This is a genomic window from Amaricoccus sp. (assembly GCF_017993425.1).
Lineage (GTDB): Bacteria > Pseudomonadota > Alphaproteobacteria > Rhodobacterales > Rhodobacteraceae > Amaricoccus.
Window position 1 is genome coordinate 31,411 of sequence record NZ_JAGOMQ010000011.1, and the last position, 14,336, is coordinate 45,746.

Genomic DNA, 14,336 nt, shown 5'->3' on the forward strand with positions numbered 1-14,336 from the left:
CGCCTCCCTCTTATTCCTGGAACAGGCCGACCTTCATCTCGGTCGTCGTGTAGATGAGCTCGCCGTCGGCCCGCATCTCGCCGTCGGCCATGCCGAGCTTGAGCTTGCGGTCGATGACGCGCGTGAAGTTCACCCGGTACTCGACGAGCTTCACCTTCGGCGTGACCATGCCGGTGAACTTGACCTCGCCGACGCCGAGCGCCCGGCCGCGGCCCTGCATGCCGCGCCAGCCGAGGTTGAACCCGGTCAGCTGCCACAGCGCGTCGAGCCCGAGGCAGCCCGGCATCACCGGATCGCCGATGAAATGGCAGGCGAAGAACCACAGCGACGGGTCGATGTCGAACTCGGCCACCACGTGGCCCTTGCCGCTCGGCCCGCCGTCCGCGGAGATCTCGGTGACCCGGTCCATCATCAGCATCGGCGGCATCGGCAATTGCGGATTGCCCGGGCCGAACATCTCGCCCCGCGCGCAGGCGAGAAGCCCTTCGCGGTCAATGCTCGTCGGCCTATCCGTCATGCCCCGGGCCCCCCTTCGCCGGCCCTCCCGGCGTCGCTTTCGGCCGGCTCTAGCATCGCAGGCCGGCCGCGCGCAAGCATCAGCCTCCCCCGCGCCGCCCTTGCGCGCGAGGTGGATACGCGGCCCGGTTGCGGTTACCCTCCCCGGCGAGGGTGAGCAGGAGGCTCCGGCGATGTTCTCACGACAGGCGGCTTTCGCGGGGGCGCTCGTCCTCCTCTCCATCGCCCCGGGCGACGCGGCGCGCGCCGCCGTCATGCGGATGACGCTGACCGGCTCGGTCTCCGCCACGAGCGGCTTCGACGGCGCGGATTTCTTCGCCCCGGTCGCGACCGGCACGCGCACCCGGCTCTCCGTCGTCTACGACACCGACCTCGGCTACAAGTGGTCGGACTGGCAGATCGACGGCGGCCCCGGGATCAACTACGGGCACGACAAGTCCTCGCCCGGCCTCGGCGTCGATCTGCGCTTCGGCGACCGCCGGGTGGACTACGTCCCCGAATACATCGGCGCGTTCAGCAACGGCGCGGTGACGGGCGGCATGTCGATGTTCCACATCTATTCCACCCAATCCTGGAAGACCTCGGGGAAAACCTATGCGGTCGACGGCTTCAACTGGCTGACCGCGCGCACGCCCGTCGTCGACCTCGCGACCGCCTACGACACCGACGAGCTGATGGAGCGCGGGCTGAACTTCACCTTCTACCCGGACGAAGGCCCCTACGAGGAGCGGTCGCTCGACATCGACGTCGACCGCATCCGCGTCTCCCCCGTCCCGCTCCCGCCCGCATTGGCCCTTCTCGCCACGGGCCTGCTCGGGTCGGGCGGGGTGCTCGGGCTGCGCCGACGACGCGCCCGCGGCTGAGGCTCCCCGCGCCCGGCGCAACCCCGGGCGCTATGGGGCGCCATGCGGCTTGCTTGCGAAGACCGATTCGGTTACGTTGATCGTATTAGGCGTGCGCTATTGGCGCGCTGATTTTTAAGATCTCGCCGTATTCTGCGGCGGCCCCAAGTCAAAGGCGTCTGGACCATGCTTCAACGGCATGCGGATGTGCACGCGCTTCGCGTCGTGACGGGCCTCGCCCCCGACGCCGCCTTCGGGCGGGCCTGCGCGCACCTGATGACCCGCCCGGCCTTCGCCCGCGCGCCCTTCGGCCATATCGCCCGCGCGCTCGCCGGCCAGGTGAACCGCGGCCACTACGCCTTCGCGCTCCGCGGCGCTGCCACGGTCGGCTTCGCCGGCTGGGCGCTGGTCGCCGAGCCGGTGGCGGAGGCCTGGCTCGCCGGCGCCGGCGGCTTCGCCGACGCGGCGGCGGGGCAGGGCGACTGCCTCGTCCTCAACTTCTGGCAGGCAGACGCGCCCGAGGTCTCGCGCGCGCTCGTCGAGCACATGGCGGCCGCCCTGCCGGGCGTGCGCCGCCTCTACGCCAAGCGCCACTACCCGGACGGCCGCACGCGCCCGGTCCGGCTCGGCCTCGAACGACGGGAGAGAGCATAGACGGGGGACCGCCCCGCGACGACGCGACGCCTGCCGAGTGCCTGTTCGTAACCAGTGAGGCAAACGCCATGACCATCGTGAACGCGTCCGCGGCCACCGAGGCCGTCTTCATCACCCTCGCCAGCAACCAGTTCACCTTCGCCGGCCGCGACCCCGGCGGGAACAACATCGGCGCCACCGACTATTCCTACCTGACCACCGGCGGCGACGACGTGCAGGTGACCGGGACCGGGATAAACACCGCCGGCAACCCGGCGACCTCGGGCCTCGCCACGCTGATCGAGGTCGACCTCTCCAACAACAACTTCGCGGCCCCCGACGTCGTCATCTCGGGCATCACCCGGCCGAACGCCTTCGGCGCGCCCTTCGCCAACGCCCGCATGTCGGTGATCACCTCGACGGCGCAGAACTTCTTCAACGAGGTCCTCGCGCTCGACGACACCATGACCGGCAGCGCCTTCGACGACACCTTCAAGGCCGGCGGCGGCGCCGACACGCTGAACATGGGCGCGGGCGACGACACCGCCTATGGCGGCGACGGCGACGACCTCCTCAACGGCTCCTCCGGCGATGACGCGCTCTACGGCGAGGCCGGGGACGACGAGCTGAACGGCAGCTCGGGCGCCGACCGGCTGAGCGGCGGGACCGGCGCCGACGACATGGACGGCGGCACCGGCAACGACGTCTACATCGTCGACAACGCCGGCGACAGCGCGAGCGAATCCTCGATCGCGCTCTTCGGCGGCGGGATCGACCGCGTCGAGGCGAGCGTCACCCACACGCTCAGCGCCAACATGGAGAACCTGACGCTGACCGGAGCCAATCCGATCAGCGGCACCGGCAACGCCCGCGCCAACGTCATGATCGGCAACGGCGGCAACAACTCGCTCTTCGGCCTCGCCGGGGCGGACAACCTGAGCGCCGGGCTCGGCAACGACTTCCTCGACGGCGGGACCGGCGGCGACGTCATGAACGGCGGGACGGGCAACGACAGCTACGTCGTCGACGACGCCGGCGACGTGGTGATCGACGCCGGCGGCGTCGATACGGTGCGCAGCTCGATCAGCTACGGCCTCGGCGCCACGATCGAGAACCTGACGCTGACCGGCGCCGCCCCGATCAACGGCACCGGCAACGCGCTCGGCAACGTCATCACCGGCAACGGCGCCGCGAACATCCTGCTCGGCCTCGGCGGCGTGGACGTCATCCGCGGCGGCGGCGGCGCGGACACGATGAGCGGCGACGCCGGAGGGGACGTCTTCGACTTCGACCTCGTGACCGACAGCGGCCCGGCGGCGGCGGCGCGCGACGTCATCATGGGCTTCGACGGCCCGGGCGGCGCGGCCGGCGACACCATCAACCTCGCGACGATCGACGCCAACCAACTCGCCGCCGCCCCCGGCAACCAGGCCTTCGCCTTCCTCGGCTGGATCCAGGCGCCGAACCCCCCGGCGACCGCGGCCGGCTCGATCTGGCTCCGCAACGAGGGCGGCGAGACCGTGGTCTACGCCAACGTCGATGGCGACAACGCGCCCGAGATGGCGATCCGCATCGCCGACGGCGCGACGACCGCCGCGATGTACAACGTCACCGACTTCGTGCTGTAGCCTTGCGTCCCCGCGCCGGTCCGCCAGGGCCGGCGCGGCCGCCTCAGAAGCTGTAGCCGACCCGCAGCCCCAGCGCGAGGATCGTGCCGTCGCGGAACTTGGTGTCGAGCAGGTTGGTCGCGTCCCCGAGCCAGCCGTAGCTGACGCCCCCCGCGATGTTGACCTTGCCCACGTCGTAGCTCAGCCCCGCCCCGAAGGTGGTGCGCCCGTCCACCGGCCCGAGCGTCGTCATCACCTCGTCCACCTGCGGCTCGTAGGTGAACGAGAACGTGCCCGCGAGATCGTCGGTCAGCTGCCGCGCCACGCCGATGTTGTAGGTCCACCAGTCCTTCTCGTAGTCGACAAGCGCCCGCCGCTCCTGCAACGCCAGCGCGGTGATGTCGCCGTACATCTGCGGCGCGATGGCGAACTCCGACCAGTCCACCCAGCGGATCGAGCCGAAGACCAGCGTCTTCTCGTTCACCCCGGTCTGCGCCTCCAGCGTCACCGCCTGCGGCGTGTCCACGCTGGTCGTGTCGCGCTCCCGCCCGAACAAGTCCGACCGCTCCGTCGTCGAGAGATCGTAGCTGATCTTCGACGCATAGGTCAGCGCGACGCGGAGCCCGATCTCCGGCCGGGCATAGGCGGCGCCCACGAACCCGCCCCAGCCCCATTCGGCGTCGGCGTCGATGCTGTAGCCGGACAGGAACGGAATGGCGGCATTGGCCTCCAGCCGCTGCGCCCGCACGCCGCCGTAGATCTTGATCCGGTCCGTCGCGTCGAACGCGAGCCCCGTCGAGATCTGCCAGGTGTCGAGATCGGCGTCGGTGCCGCCGTAGTTGAACGTCGTGGGGAAGCTCCCCCGCGAGTAATAGGTGTTGGCGACATAGGGCTGGTCGATCAGCACGATCCACGACAGCTGCTCGTTGATGTCGCCCTTGAGCGCGCCGGAGAACTTCCAGTCGCTGCGCAGGAGGTTGCCGGTGTTGCCGGAGAGGGGGCGACCGCCAAGGCTCGGGGGCAGGACGCCGTTCTTGCCCTCCAGATCGGGGTGCGTGTAGACGGCGCCGATCTCGCCGTAGGTGCCGTCCTCGTAGAGGATTCGCACGGTGGCCGGCACGGCGCGCTCCAGCGCGGCGGCGAAGGCGGTCGCCGGAAGGGCGCAGCCGCAGGCAAGCAATACGGCGCCGTGGCGCAAGACGGGTGCGCTCATCGTTTCCTCCGATGTCTCGTCCTGGGGACTTCTTGAAATAATAGTGCGGGAATCGGTCGCGTTCCGGCAAGTCCTTACCGAACGTCAACCAGCGTGCAAGCGCGGGCTCTACAGGCCCAGCCGCCGCATGTTGTTGAAAAAGATCGAAGAACGAGTGATCGCCACAGCGCGCGGGTGGCAGATCGGCCACAGCTGCGCCGTCCCGTCCGGAGCCCCGGGAACCGACCGGGTCCCTTTCGCGTAGCCGCCGACGTTGCGGCGTTGGCGAGTCCGGGGGGGTATCTTGTCGGCGTTCATGGAACGATCCGGCTGGGACGTCGCGTCCTCCCGCCGCCGCCGTCTCTATGCGCCGAGGAAACCGTTAAGTCGGCCTCACAAATCTTGTCCTTGAGTTCTTCTGACCGTCGGTTTGTAGACTGCGACGGCGCCTAAATATAGCCCGCAGACTAGCAGAATTGCGCTGAACAGCGGGCTCTCGATAAACTTGGCCGCCACCACAAGCGCCGCGGCGATCGCGATTCTCAAAAAGACGCTGGACCACTTGCGTGGAGCCAGCACCACTTCATGTCCTGTAGCCATCGGATCCCCCGCAGCTCTACCTCGGCGCCGATACTATGAATCGGACGCCCTTCAGGGAATCTGTCAAGCAGGCTTCCTGCGGCGCCCAGGGATCTGGAAAGCGTCCGCCGCTCCTAGGTCGGGGCGGCGGTCAGGTCAGCCCTTCTTCACCGCTTCGAGCGAGGCCTCGAGGATCGAGATCGCCTCGGCCTTGTCGCCCCAGCCGATGACCTTCACCCACTTGCCCGCCTCGAGATCCTTGTAGTGCTCGAAGAAGTGCTTGATCCGCTCGCGGGTCTTCGGGGCCACGTCCTCGAGGTCCTGGATATGGGCCTGGAACGGATCGACCTTCTCGACGGGCACGGCGATCAGCTTGTCGTCCATGCCGCCGTCGTCCTCCATCTTCAGGACGCCGACCGGGCGGCAGCGGATCACCACGCCCGGCTGCAGCGGGAAGTCGCACAGCACGAGCACGTCGGTCGGGTCGCCGTCGGCGTGCAGCGTGTTCGGCACGAAGCCGTAGTTGCACGGGTAGAACATCGGCGTGTTGACGACGCGGTCGACGAAGACGGCGCCGCTCTCCTTGTCGAGCTCGTACTTCACCGGCGCGCCGCCGGCGGCCCCGCCGGTGATCTCGATCACCACGTTGACGTCATGCGGCGGGTTCTTGCCGGCAGGGATCTTGTCGATGTTCATCACGTGTCTCCTCGGTACACGACAGGCCGTTTTGCCGGCCCGCCTATCACGCGGGCCGCCGTAGCGAAAGGCCCCGCGCCCGCGAATTCCCCTGCCGACGGCAAGCTGCGCCTCCGCGACTACGGGGCGCGACGCGACGCACCACCCCTTCGCGCGTATGCGAAGTTGCGGGGTCGGGCCCGGTTCAGGCCGCCCCGCGCCGGGCGGCGCGGATGCCGACGAGGTTCCCCACGACGATGACCGCCGCCCCGACGAAGACCGAGAGCCGCAGCGGCTCGTGATAGACGATCATCCCCAGCGTCGCGACGACCGGCAGGCGCAGGAACTCCATCGGCGCGACCACGCTCGCCGGGGCGTTGGCGAGCGCCGAGGTCAGGCAGTAGTGCGCGGTCAGGCCGGTCAGCCCGACCACGGCCAGCCAGGGCGCGACCGCCGCCGAGGGAACCGGCACCCCGCCGGGCAGCGACAGCACGAGGCTCGCGAGGCCCTGCGACAGCGTCATCCAGAAGAGGACGCACAGCACCGGGTCGAAGGCCATGATCCGGCGGGTGTAGATCGTGTTGAACGCGAAGGCGAGCCCGGCCCCCAGCGCCGCCGCCTGCCCGCTCCCGAACGGTCCGGCGCCCGGCTGGGCGACGATCAGCACCCCGGCGAAGCCGAGCGCCGCGGCGACCAGCCGGGCAGGGGTCATCGTCTCGGCGAGGAAGAACGGCGCGAGCAGGACCACCCAGATCGGGTTGGTGAACTCGAGCGCCGCGAGCTGCCCGAGCGGCACCAGCGTCACCGCGTAGAACCACAGGTTCTGCCCGAGGTAGTGCGCCGCGTTGCGGCGGACGTGCAGCCAGGGGTGGCGGGTGGCGACGATCTCCCCCGGCCGCCGCGAGGCGAGCACGATCGCCGCGATCACCGCGAAGCCGATGGCCGAGCGGTAGAGCATCAGCTCGAAGGTGTTCATCTCCACCTGGATCTCGCGCCCCGCCACCGCCATCGCGGCGAAGGAGGCGATGGCCCCGAGCATCCAGGCGAAGGCCTTGAGCGGCCGCGAGGGGCGGGCCGCCGGGGCGGCCGCGGAGGGAGCGGGAGATTCGGGCATGGCCCGGCCATATCGCCCGCCGCGGCCGCCGAAGCAACGCGGGACGACGGGGGCTTGCCGGCGCCGCCGCCCCCCGTGCTAGGGTCGCGCGATGAACAGGCCGCTTCCCTCCGGCGGGATCGCCGACTGGACCGCGCGGGAGCTCTCCCGCGCCATCCACGCCCGCGAGGTCTCCTGCGCCGAGGCGATGGCGGCCTTCCTCGACCGGATCGAGCGGCTGAACCCGGTGGTGAACGCCATCGTGGCGATGAAGCCCCGCGAGGCGGCGATGGCCGAGGCGGCGGAGGCCGACGCCGAACTCGCCGCCGGCCGGTCGCGCGGCTGGCTGCACGGGCTGCCGCAGGCCCCGAAGGACCTGACGGCGACGGCCGACATCGTCACCGCGATGGGCTCGCCGATCCTCGCCGGCAAGCCGGCGCCGGCCGACTCGATCCTCGTCGAGCGGCTGCGCGGGGCCGGCGCGATCCTGATCGGCAAGACCAACGTCCCGGAGTTCGGCCTCGGCTCGCACACCTACAACCCGGTCTACGGGCCCACCCTCAACGCCTGGGACCAGACCCGCAGCGCCGGCGGCAGCAGCGGCGGCGCGGCGGTGGCGCTGGCGCTGGGGATGCTGCCGGTGGCCGACGGCAGCGACATGATGGGCTCGCTCCGGAACCCCGCCGGCTGGAACGGCGTCTACGGCTTCCGGCCGACGCCGGGGCGGATTCCGGCCGGGCCGGGGCCGGAGATCTGGCTCCAGCAGCTCTCGACCGACGGGCCGATGGGCCGCGACGTCGCCGACCTCGCGGCGCTCCTCGCGACGCTGGCGGGCTGGGACCCGCGCGCGCCGCTGTCGCTCGACGGCGACGGCGCGGCGTTCGCCGGCTCCCTCGACGCCCCGACCGCAGGACTCCGCATCGGCTGGCTCGGCGACCTCGGCGGCCGGCTGGCGATGGAGCCCGGGGTGATCGCGACCTGCGAGGCGGCGCTGCGGCTCTTCGCCGACCTCGGGGTGGAGGTCGAGCCGGTCCTGCCGGACTTCGACCTCGACGCGCTCTTCGAGGCCTGGACGACGCTGCGCTCCTTCCTCGTCGCCGGCGCGCTCGGCCCCCACTACGACGCTCCCGCGAGCCGGGCGCTCTTGAAGCCCGCGGCGGTCTGGGAGGTCGAGCGCGGCCGCGCCCTCTCCGCCCCGGCGGTGTTCCGCGCCTCGGCGACCCGCTCGGCCTGGCTCGGCGAGGCGCTGCGCCTGCACGGCCGGTTCGACTTCCTCGCCATCCCCACGGCGCAGCTCTTTCCCTTCGAGCTCGGGCAGGACTGGCCGCAGGCGATCGCCGGGCGGGAGATGGACAGCTACCTGCGCTGGATGGAGGGGATGATCGTCGCCAGCATGACCGGCGGCCCGGCGCTCGCCGTCCCCGCCGGCTTCGGCCCCGCCGGCCTGCCCATCGGCCTCCAGCTGATCGGCCCGCCCCGCGCCGACCTCGCCGTCCTCCGCCTCGGCCACGCCTACGACCGTCTCCAGCCCTTCACCGCGAGGCGCAGCCCCCTGCTGGAATGAGCCGTGTTCACGCGTGAATATTCGATAAGTCATTGATTCTACGTGGGTGGGTTCTTCTTGAGCCGTGGATGCCCACACTGCACGACACCTGCCTGCTGGATCCGCGGCGCGCGCGCCGACCGACCGAAGCGGGCTTGCCCGCGAGGCCCGGCGCGACAAGCGAAAGCATTGCTTTCGCCGCGCCGACGGCTGGAGCGCGGTTGCGCGCGGAAGCCGTGAGGGGTGAAGATTTCTCCGTAGCGCGCCATCCGTCCGTGATCGCCCCGGCGAGCGCGGAATCGCGCTCGCCCCCCGCAGGGGCGATCGCGGACGGATTTGCCACGGGTCAAATCCGTCTGTCGTCCCCGTCGCGACCTGTTTCCGGCCGGGCTTCCGCTCCACTGTCGTGCAGTGTGCGTGGATGTCCACACTGCACGACACCAAGGCCGCCGGACCGCGCGAGCCTCGATGCCTAGTCCCGGCGCATCGACGCGATGCGGACGAGGAGGCGCTCGGCGAGGGCGAGGCCGGGGGCGGGCTTGCTGGAGCGCAGCGTCAGGTCGGCGTCGGTGATGAGCGCCAGCGCCTCCTCGAGCCGCTGGCGGCCGAGGCGGCGGACCTGCGCGGCCATGCGCGAGCGGCGCGGCCCGAACACCGGCGGCCGGGCGCGGGCCAGCGCCGCCTCCGGGTCGTCGGCGGCGCAGGCGGCGGCGTGGAGCGCGCGGAAATGCCGGCCGGCGGCGATGACGAGGCCGGTCGCCGCCGAGGAGCCGCCGGCGAGGCTCGCCATGGCGCGCGCCAGCGCGTCGGCGCGGCCGTCGGCGGCGAGGTGGAGGATCTCCTCGATCTCGGCCTCGGGGGGGGCAGGGGCGACCGCCTCGAGGTCGGCGCAGGTCGGCGGGGTCGGGTCGCCGAGCTTGTAGAGCGCGAGCTTCTCCAGCGTCTGCGCGAAATCGCCGGGGTCGAGGACCTGCGCCAGCGCCTCGAGGTCGGCGAAGGCCTCGCGCTCGGGGCGGGGCAGGCCGGCGCGCGCCAGCGCCGCCTCGATCTCGGCGCGGCCGGGCGGGTCGGCGTGGATGGCGATGGCGACGGCGCGCCTCGCCGCCTCGAAGCCCTTGCGGAGCGCGTTCGCCGGCTTGAGCTCGCCGGCGGCGACGACAAGCGTCGCGTCGCCGGCGCGCCAGTCGTCGACGGCGGCGAGCAGCGCTGCGGCGGCCGTCTCGGTGGCGTCCTCGACCAGCACGGCGCGCGGGCCGGGGAAGAAGCCCGTGGCGCGCATCGCGTCCTGCACGGCGGCGGGGTCGCGACGCAGCTCGGCGGCGGGGAGGCGGGTGAGACGCATCTCGGCCGCTCCCTCCGGGCCGATCAGCGCGAGCACGAGCTCCTGCCGGCGGAGCGCGGTGCGCATGGCGTCGGGTCCGTGGAGGAGCGCCGCCGCGACGGCCGGGTCCGGGCGCGCGAGGAAGCGCGCGGCCTCCTGGGTGGAGAGCTTCACGGCGCCGGGCGGGCGGCGGCCGGGGTCGCCGCTTTCGCCGCGGCCCAGTCGTCGGCCGCCACGGCGACGCGCTGAGCCACCCGGTCGGCCAGCGTCTCGGCCAGCCGCTTCTCGGCGTCGCGCTGCGCCGACAGGATCGCGAAGGCCGAGGAGGTCTCGGAGGTGGGCGCGCTGTAGCCGGTGACGGCGGTCTCGGTCCCGGAGAGCGCCGCGCCGCCGCCGGAGAGCGAGGCCAGCTTCCACTCGGCCGTGCCGGTGACGTCGAAGCGCGAGGTGACGTCCTTCTCGGTGATGGCGACGCCGCTCTTCTCGAAGGCGAGGTCGACGTCGAGGCGGTGGGTGACGCCGGCCGGCTCGCCGAGCCGGGCGACAAGCCGCTCGCGCATGGCGAAGCCGGCGATGCCGTCGATCACCCCGACCTCGACCCGCCCCGCGGACGCGGCGGCGGGGCCGGCGGGGGCGTAGAGCGGCTCGAAGCCGCAGGCCGCCACGAGGGCGAGCGCGGCGAGAGCGGCCGCCGCGCGGGCCTGCGCACGTGCAGGAGCGCTCAAGGCGTTGAAGAGACGGCGCGGTTCAAAGCGGTTCATCTCGCGCTCACCTTCCCCGGAAGGTTCGGACCGACGTGGCCTGCGTGGGAGGCAGGTCGCTCAGACGACCACATTCACGATCCGGTCGGGGACGACGATGAGCTTGCGCGGGCTCGCGCCGGCCAGCGCCCGCTGCACGGCGGGGTCGGCGAGGACAAGCGCCTCGACCGCGGCGGCGTCGAGCCCGGCGGGGGCGCGGATCTCGGCGCGGCGCTTGCCGTTGACCTGCACCGGCAGGATCACCTCGTCGGCGACGAGCATCGCCGGGTCGGCCTCCGGCCAGGGCGCGGCGACGACGAGGCCCGCGCCGCCGAGCAGCGACCACATCTCCTCCGCGAGGTGCGGGGTCATCGGGGCCATGAGCTGGGCCAGCGTCGCCACGCCGAAGCGGCGGGCGGCGAGGAGGTCGGGGGCGTCGCCCGTCGCGCGGCCGAGGACGTTGGCGAACTCGTAGAGCTTGGCGATGGCGCGGTTGAAGGCGAAGGCCTCGATGCCCTCGGAGACGTCGCGGATGCAGCGATGCGCGGCGCGGAGCAGCGCCAGCGCCTCCGGGCCGGGGGCGGCGGGGACCGCGCGGGGGGCCTCGGCCGGCAGCGCCTCGGCGAGCCGCCAGACGCGGGCGAGGTGGCGGGCGGCCGCCTCGGCGCCGGCGGCGGTCCATTCGACGTCGCGCTCGGGCGGGCTGTCGGACATCACGAACCAGCGCGCGGCGTCGGCGCCGTATTTCGCGACGATCTCGTCGGGGTCGACGACGTTCTTCTTCGACTTCGACATCTTGGTCGAGGGGCCGATCTCGACCGGCGTGCCGTCGGCGAGGCGGGCGCCGGCGTCGTCGCGGACCACCTCCGCCGGCTCGCGCCAGACCGGGCGGCCGTCGGCGCCGGCGGTGGCGTAGGTCTCGTGGGTGACCATGCCTTGCGTGAACAGCGCGTCGAAGGGCTCGATGGCCTTCCGCGGCAGGTGGCCGGTGATCGCCATCGCGCGGGCGAAGAAGCGCGAGTAGAGCAGGTGCAGGATCGCGTGCTCGACGCCGCCGATGTACTGGTCGACGTTCATCCAGTACTCCGCCTCGGCCATCACCGTCGGCGTCGCGGCGCGGGGCGCGGTGAAGCGGGCGAAGTACCAGGACGAATCGACGAAGGTGTCCATCGTGTCCGTCTCGCGGCGGGCGGGGCCGCCGCAGGACGGGCAGGTCGTCTGCGCCCAGGTCGGGTGGCGCTCCAGCGGGTTGCCGTGGCCGTCGAAGGTCACGTCGTCGGGGAGGCGCACGGGGAGGTTCTCGCGCCTCTCGGGGACGACGCCGCAGGCGGGGCAGTGGATCACCGGGATCGGGCAGCCCCAGTAGCGCTGGCGGCTGACGCCCCAGTCGCGCAGGCGGAAGCGGGTGACGCCCTCGCCCCAGCCCCCGGCCTCGGCGCGGGCGATCACCTCGGCCTTGGCCGCCTCGACCTCCATGCCGTCGAGGAAGCGGGAGTTCACGAGGCGCCCCGCGTCGGTGAAGGCCTCGTCGCCGACGGCGAAGTCGGGGCCCGAGGGGCTGACCACGGTGGGGACGGCCAGGCCGTACTTGCGGGCGAAGTCGAGGTCGCGCTGGTCGTGGGCGGGGCAGCCGAAGATCGCGCCCGTGCCGTAGTCCATCAGGACGAAGTTCGCGACGTAGACCGGGAGCACGATCTCCGGGTCGAAGGGGTGGACGACGCCGACCGGGGTGGCGATCCCGCGCTTCTCGGCGGTCTCGATCGCCTCCTCGGAGGTGCCGGCGCGGCGGCACTCGGCGTTGAAGGCGGCGATCTCCGGCGAGCTCGCCTCCAGCGCGCGGGCGAGCGGGTGGTCGGGCGAGACGGCGGCGAAGGACGCGCCGAAGATGGTGTCGGGGCGGGTGGTGAAGACCTCGAGCGTCTCGAAGCCGGCGGGGGCGCCGAGCGTGTCGAAGCGGAATTGCAGGCCGCGGCTCCTGCCGATCCAGTTCTTCTGCATCAGCCGGACCTTCTCCGGCCAGGCGTCGAGGCCGTCGAGGGCGGCGAGGAGCTCGTCGGAGAAGTCGGAGATGCGGAAGAACCACTGGACGAGCTCGCGGCGCTCCACGGGCGCGCCGGAGCGCCAGCCGCGGCCGTCGATGACCTGCTCATTGGCGAGGACGGTCATGTCGACCGGGTCCCAGTTCACCACGGCGGCCTTGCGGGCGACGAGGTCGGCGTCGAGCATGTCGAGGAACAGCCGCTGCTGCTGGCCGTAGTATTCCGGGTCGCAGGTGGCGAACTCGCGGGACCAGTCGATCGAGAAGCCGAAGGGCTTCATCTGGGCGCGCATCTGGTCGATGTTCTGCCAGGTCCAGGCGCCGGGATGGACGCCGCGCTCGATGGCGGCGTTCTCGGCGGGCATCCCGAAGGCGTCCCAGCCCATCGGGTGCAGCACGTTGAAGCCCTGCGCGCGGCGGTGGCGGGCGACGACGTCGCCCATGGTGTAGTTGCGCACGTGGCCCATGTGGATGCGCCCCGAGGGATAGGGGAACATCTCCAGCACGTAGTATTTCGGCCGGACGGGGTCGTGCTCGGCGCGGAAGGCCTGCGCCGCGTCCCAGACGGCCTGCCACTTCGCCTCGACGGCGCGGGGGTCGTAGCGCGACATGGCCTCAGCGGCGCTCTGACGAGGCGATGCGCAGCTGGCGGGCCCGGGTGAGGATGGCGTCCTCCAGCCGGCGGTTGTCGGCGGCGGAGACGGGGACGGGCCGGCCGCCGGCCTGGCGGAAGGCGGCGACGCGCAGCGAGCGGGCGTCGAGCGCGGCCTCGGAGATCAGCACGGTCACGCGGAACGGGGTCGGGTCGCCCGCGACGCGGCCCCAGTCGGTGACGATGACGCCGGAGAACGGGTCCGCGCCGTCGAGCGGCAGGAACGACAGCACGTCGAGCGAGGCGGTCCAGAGGTACTTGTTCACCCCGATCTGCCGCGCCGGCTCGCCGCGGCCGGGGCCGAACAGGTCGAGGATGCCGCCGGTGCCGAGCGCGGGGTCGTACTGGTTGGGGCTGCGGTTGCCCATGGCGTTCTGCATGGTCTGCTCGCGCGCCCGCGCCGCGTTCGCGTCGGCCTGCGCCGCGCGCTGCTCCGGATCGCCGCCTGTGCAGGCGGCGAGCGCCGCCAGCGCGGCCGCCATCGCGAAGAACCGATCTCTAAGGGCCACGCGCGGTTCGCCGTCCCGTTTTCGCCTCGGGGTCTCGTAAAGCCTGCGCGGGGCGGCGGCAAGTCCCCAGCGGCGGCGAGGCTGGCGATCCGGTCGAAGGCCCGCGCGGCGGGCGCGCCCGCCCTCGCCCTCTTCTTCCTCCGCCCCGCCTGTCGGGCGCCCCGCGGGCGCTTGCGCGCGCAAGAAGCGACCTCGGAGCACAAGGTCGCTTCGTCCATCTCCCGGGACCAACCTCAAGCCTTCAGGCGATTGCCCTCGGGCGACGGGGGCTCGCAGGGGGCCCGGCGGGGGCAGTGTGGCGCTCCTGCATCATTCCGTGACACAAGCGTCCCGCCTTCCGCCATTCGCTTGACCCTGACCGGCCCCCTGAGTGATGACAACATCCATCTGGTCCGG

Annotated in this window: 12 protein-coding genes; 4 read left to right on the forward strand and 8 right to left on the reverse strand. The window is 72.2% G+C overall.

Features of this window, described 5'->3' with window-relative positions; all coding sequences use genetic code 11:
* Positions 1-10: 10 nt before the first annotated feature.
* Positions 11-517 (reverse strand): 3-hydroxyacyl-[acyl-carrier-protein] dehydratase FabA, encoded by a 507-nt coding sequence (fabA, locus tag KBB57_RS07090; RefSeq protein WP_290748032.1) that lies wholly within the window; start codon positions 515-517, stop codon positions 11-13.
* 172 nt (positions 518-689) lie between these two features.
* Between fabA and KBB57_RS07095 the strand changes: the two genes are divergently transcribed.
* The 3 genes from KBB57_RS07095 (at position 690) to KBB57_RS07105 (ending at position 3,619) form a co-directional block, all read left to right on the forward strand.
* The gene (locus tag KBB57_RS07095; RefSeq protein WP_290748034.1) at positions 690-1,379 is read left to right on the forward strand and encodes a hypothetical protein; all 690 of its coding nucleotides are present in this window, start codon (positions 690-692) and stop codon (positions 1,377-1,379) included.
* A 186-nt stretch (positions 1,380-1,565) separates the two neighbouring features.
* Positions 1,566-2,012, forward strand: a complete 447-nt coding sequence (locus KBB57_RS07100; RefSeq protein ID WP_290748036.1) for a hypothetical protein — start codon at positions 1,566-1,568, stop codon at positions 2,010-2,012.
* A 68-nt stretch (positions 2,013-2,080) separates the two neighbouring features.
* Positions 2,081-3,619 carry a calcium-binding protein gene (locus KBB57_RS07105; protein ID WP_290748038.1) on the forward strand — a complete coding sequence of 513 codons (1,539 nt, stop codon included), beginning with the start codon at positions 2,081-2,083 and terminating at the stop codon, positions 3,617-3,619.
* Between the two features lie 43 nt (positions 3,620-3,662).
* Here KBB57_RS07105 and KBB57_RS07110 read toward each other — a convergent pair whose 3' ends face one another.
* From KBB57_RS07110 to KBB57_RS07120, 3 genes are all read right to left on the reverse strand, one after another.
* A complete protein-coding gene (locus tag KBB57_RS07110) occupies positions 3,663-4,811 on the reverse strand; it encodes an OmpP1/FadL family transporter (RefSeq protein WP_290748040.1) in 1,149 nt (382 codons plus the stop codon).
* Positions 4,812-5,525: 714 nt separating this feature from the next.
* A complete protein-coding gene (gene ppa, locus KBB57_RS07115; RefSeq protein WP_290748043.1) occupies positions 5,526-6,065 on the reverse strand; it encodes an inorganic diphosphatase in 540 nt (179 codons plus the stop codon).
* Between the two features lie 184 nt (positions 6,066-6,249).
* Entirely contained in the window at positions 6,250-7,158 is a 909-nt protein-coding gene (locus KBB57_RS07120) for a DMT family transporter (RefSeq protein ID WP_290748046.1), read from the reverse strand.
* 91 nt (positions 7,159-7,249) lie between these two features.
* Between KBB57_RS07120 and KBB57_RS07125 the strand changes: the two genes are divergently transcribed.
* Positions 7,250-8,701: an amidase gene (locus KBB57_RS07125; RefSeq protein WP_290748048.1), complete on the forward strand. Its 1,452-nt coding sequence runs from the start codon at positions 7,250-7,252 to the stop codon at positions 8,699-8,701.
* A 451-nt stretch (positions 8,702-9,152) separates the two neighbouring features.
* Here KBB57_RS07125 and KBB57_RS07130 read toward each other — a convergent pair whose 3' ends face one another.
* From KBB57_RS07130 to KBB57_RS07145, 4 genes are read right to left on the reverse strand one after another with little or no spacing between them, the layout of a single operon-like run.
* Positions 9,153-10,175, reverse strand: coding sequence for a DNA polymerase III subunit delta (locus KBB57_RS07130; protein ID WP_290748050.1), 1,023 nt, complete (start codon positions 10,173-10,175; stop codon positions 9,153-9,155).
* Positions 10,172-10,762, reverse strand: coding sequence for an LPS assembly lipoprotein LptE (lptE, locus tag KBB57_RS07135; RefSeq protein ID WP_290748052.1), 591 nt, complete (start codon positions 10,760-10,762; stop codon positions 10,172-10,174). The genes KBB57_RS07130 and lptE overlap by 4 nt, the downstream gene beginning before the upstream one ends.
* 60 nt (positions 10,763-10,822) lie before the next feature.
* Complete coding sequence (gene leuS / locus KBB57_RS07140) at positions 10,823-13,390, reverse strand: leucine--tRNA ligase (RefSeq protein WP_290748053.1); 2,568 nt, start codon at positions 13,388-13,390, stop codon at positions 10,823-10,825.
* 4 nt (positions 13,391-13,394) lie between these two features.
* Positions 13,395-13,940, reverse strand: a complete 546-nt coding sequence (locus KBB57_RS07145; protein ID WP_290748056.1) for a DUF3576 domain-containing protein — start codon at positions 13,938-13,940, stop codon at positions 13,395-13,397.
* Positions 13,941-14,336 lie beyond the last annotated feature (396 nt).

Excerpts from the sequence above, each read along its gene's own strand:
- fabA (WP_290748032.1), bottom strand. The coding sequence starts at position 517 with ATGACGGATAGGCCGACGAGCATTGACCGCGAAGGGCTTCTCGCCTGC.
- KBB57_RS07095 (WP_290748034.1), top strand. The coding sequence starts at position 690 with ATGTTCTCACGACAGGCGGCTTTCGCGGGGGCGCTCGTCCTCCTCTCC.
- KBB57_RS07105 (WP_290748038.1), top strand. The coding sequence starts at position 2,081 with ATGACCATCGTGAACGCGTCCGCGGCCACCGAGGCCGTCTTCATCACC.
- KBB57_RS07110 (WP_290748040.1), bottom strand. The coding sequence starts at position 4,811 with ATGAGCGCACCCGTCTTGCGCCACGGCGCCGTATTGCTTGCCTGCGGC.
- ppa (WP_290748043.1), bottom strand. The coding sequence starts at position 6,065 with ATGAACATCGACAAGATCCCTGCCGGCAAGAACCCGCCGCATGACGTC.
- KBB57_RS07120 (WP_290748046.1), bottom strand. The coding sequence starts at position 7,158 with ATGCCCGAATCTCCCGCTCCCTCCGCGGCCGCCCCGGCGGCCCGCCCC.
- KBB57_RS07125 (WP_290748048.1), top strand. The coding sequence starts at position 7,250 with ATGAACAGGCCGCTTCCCTCCGGCGGGATCGCCGACTGGACCGCGCGG.
- lptE (WP_290748052.1), bottom strand. The coding sequence starts at position 10,762 with ATGAACCGCTTTGAACCGCGCCGTCTCTTCAACGCCTTGAGCGCTCCT.
- leuS (WP_290748053.1), bottom strand. The coding sequence starts at position 13,390 with ATGTCGCGCTACGACCCCCGCGCCGTCGAGGCGAAGTGGCAGGCCGTC.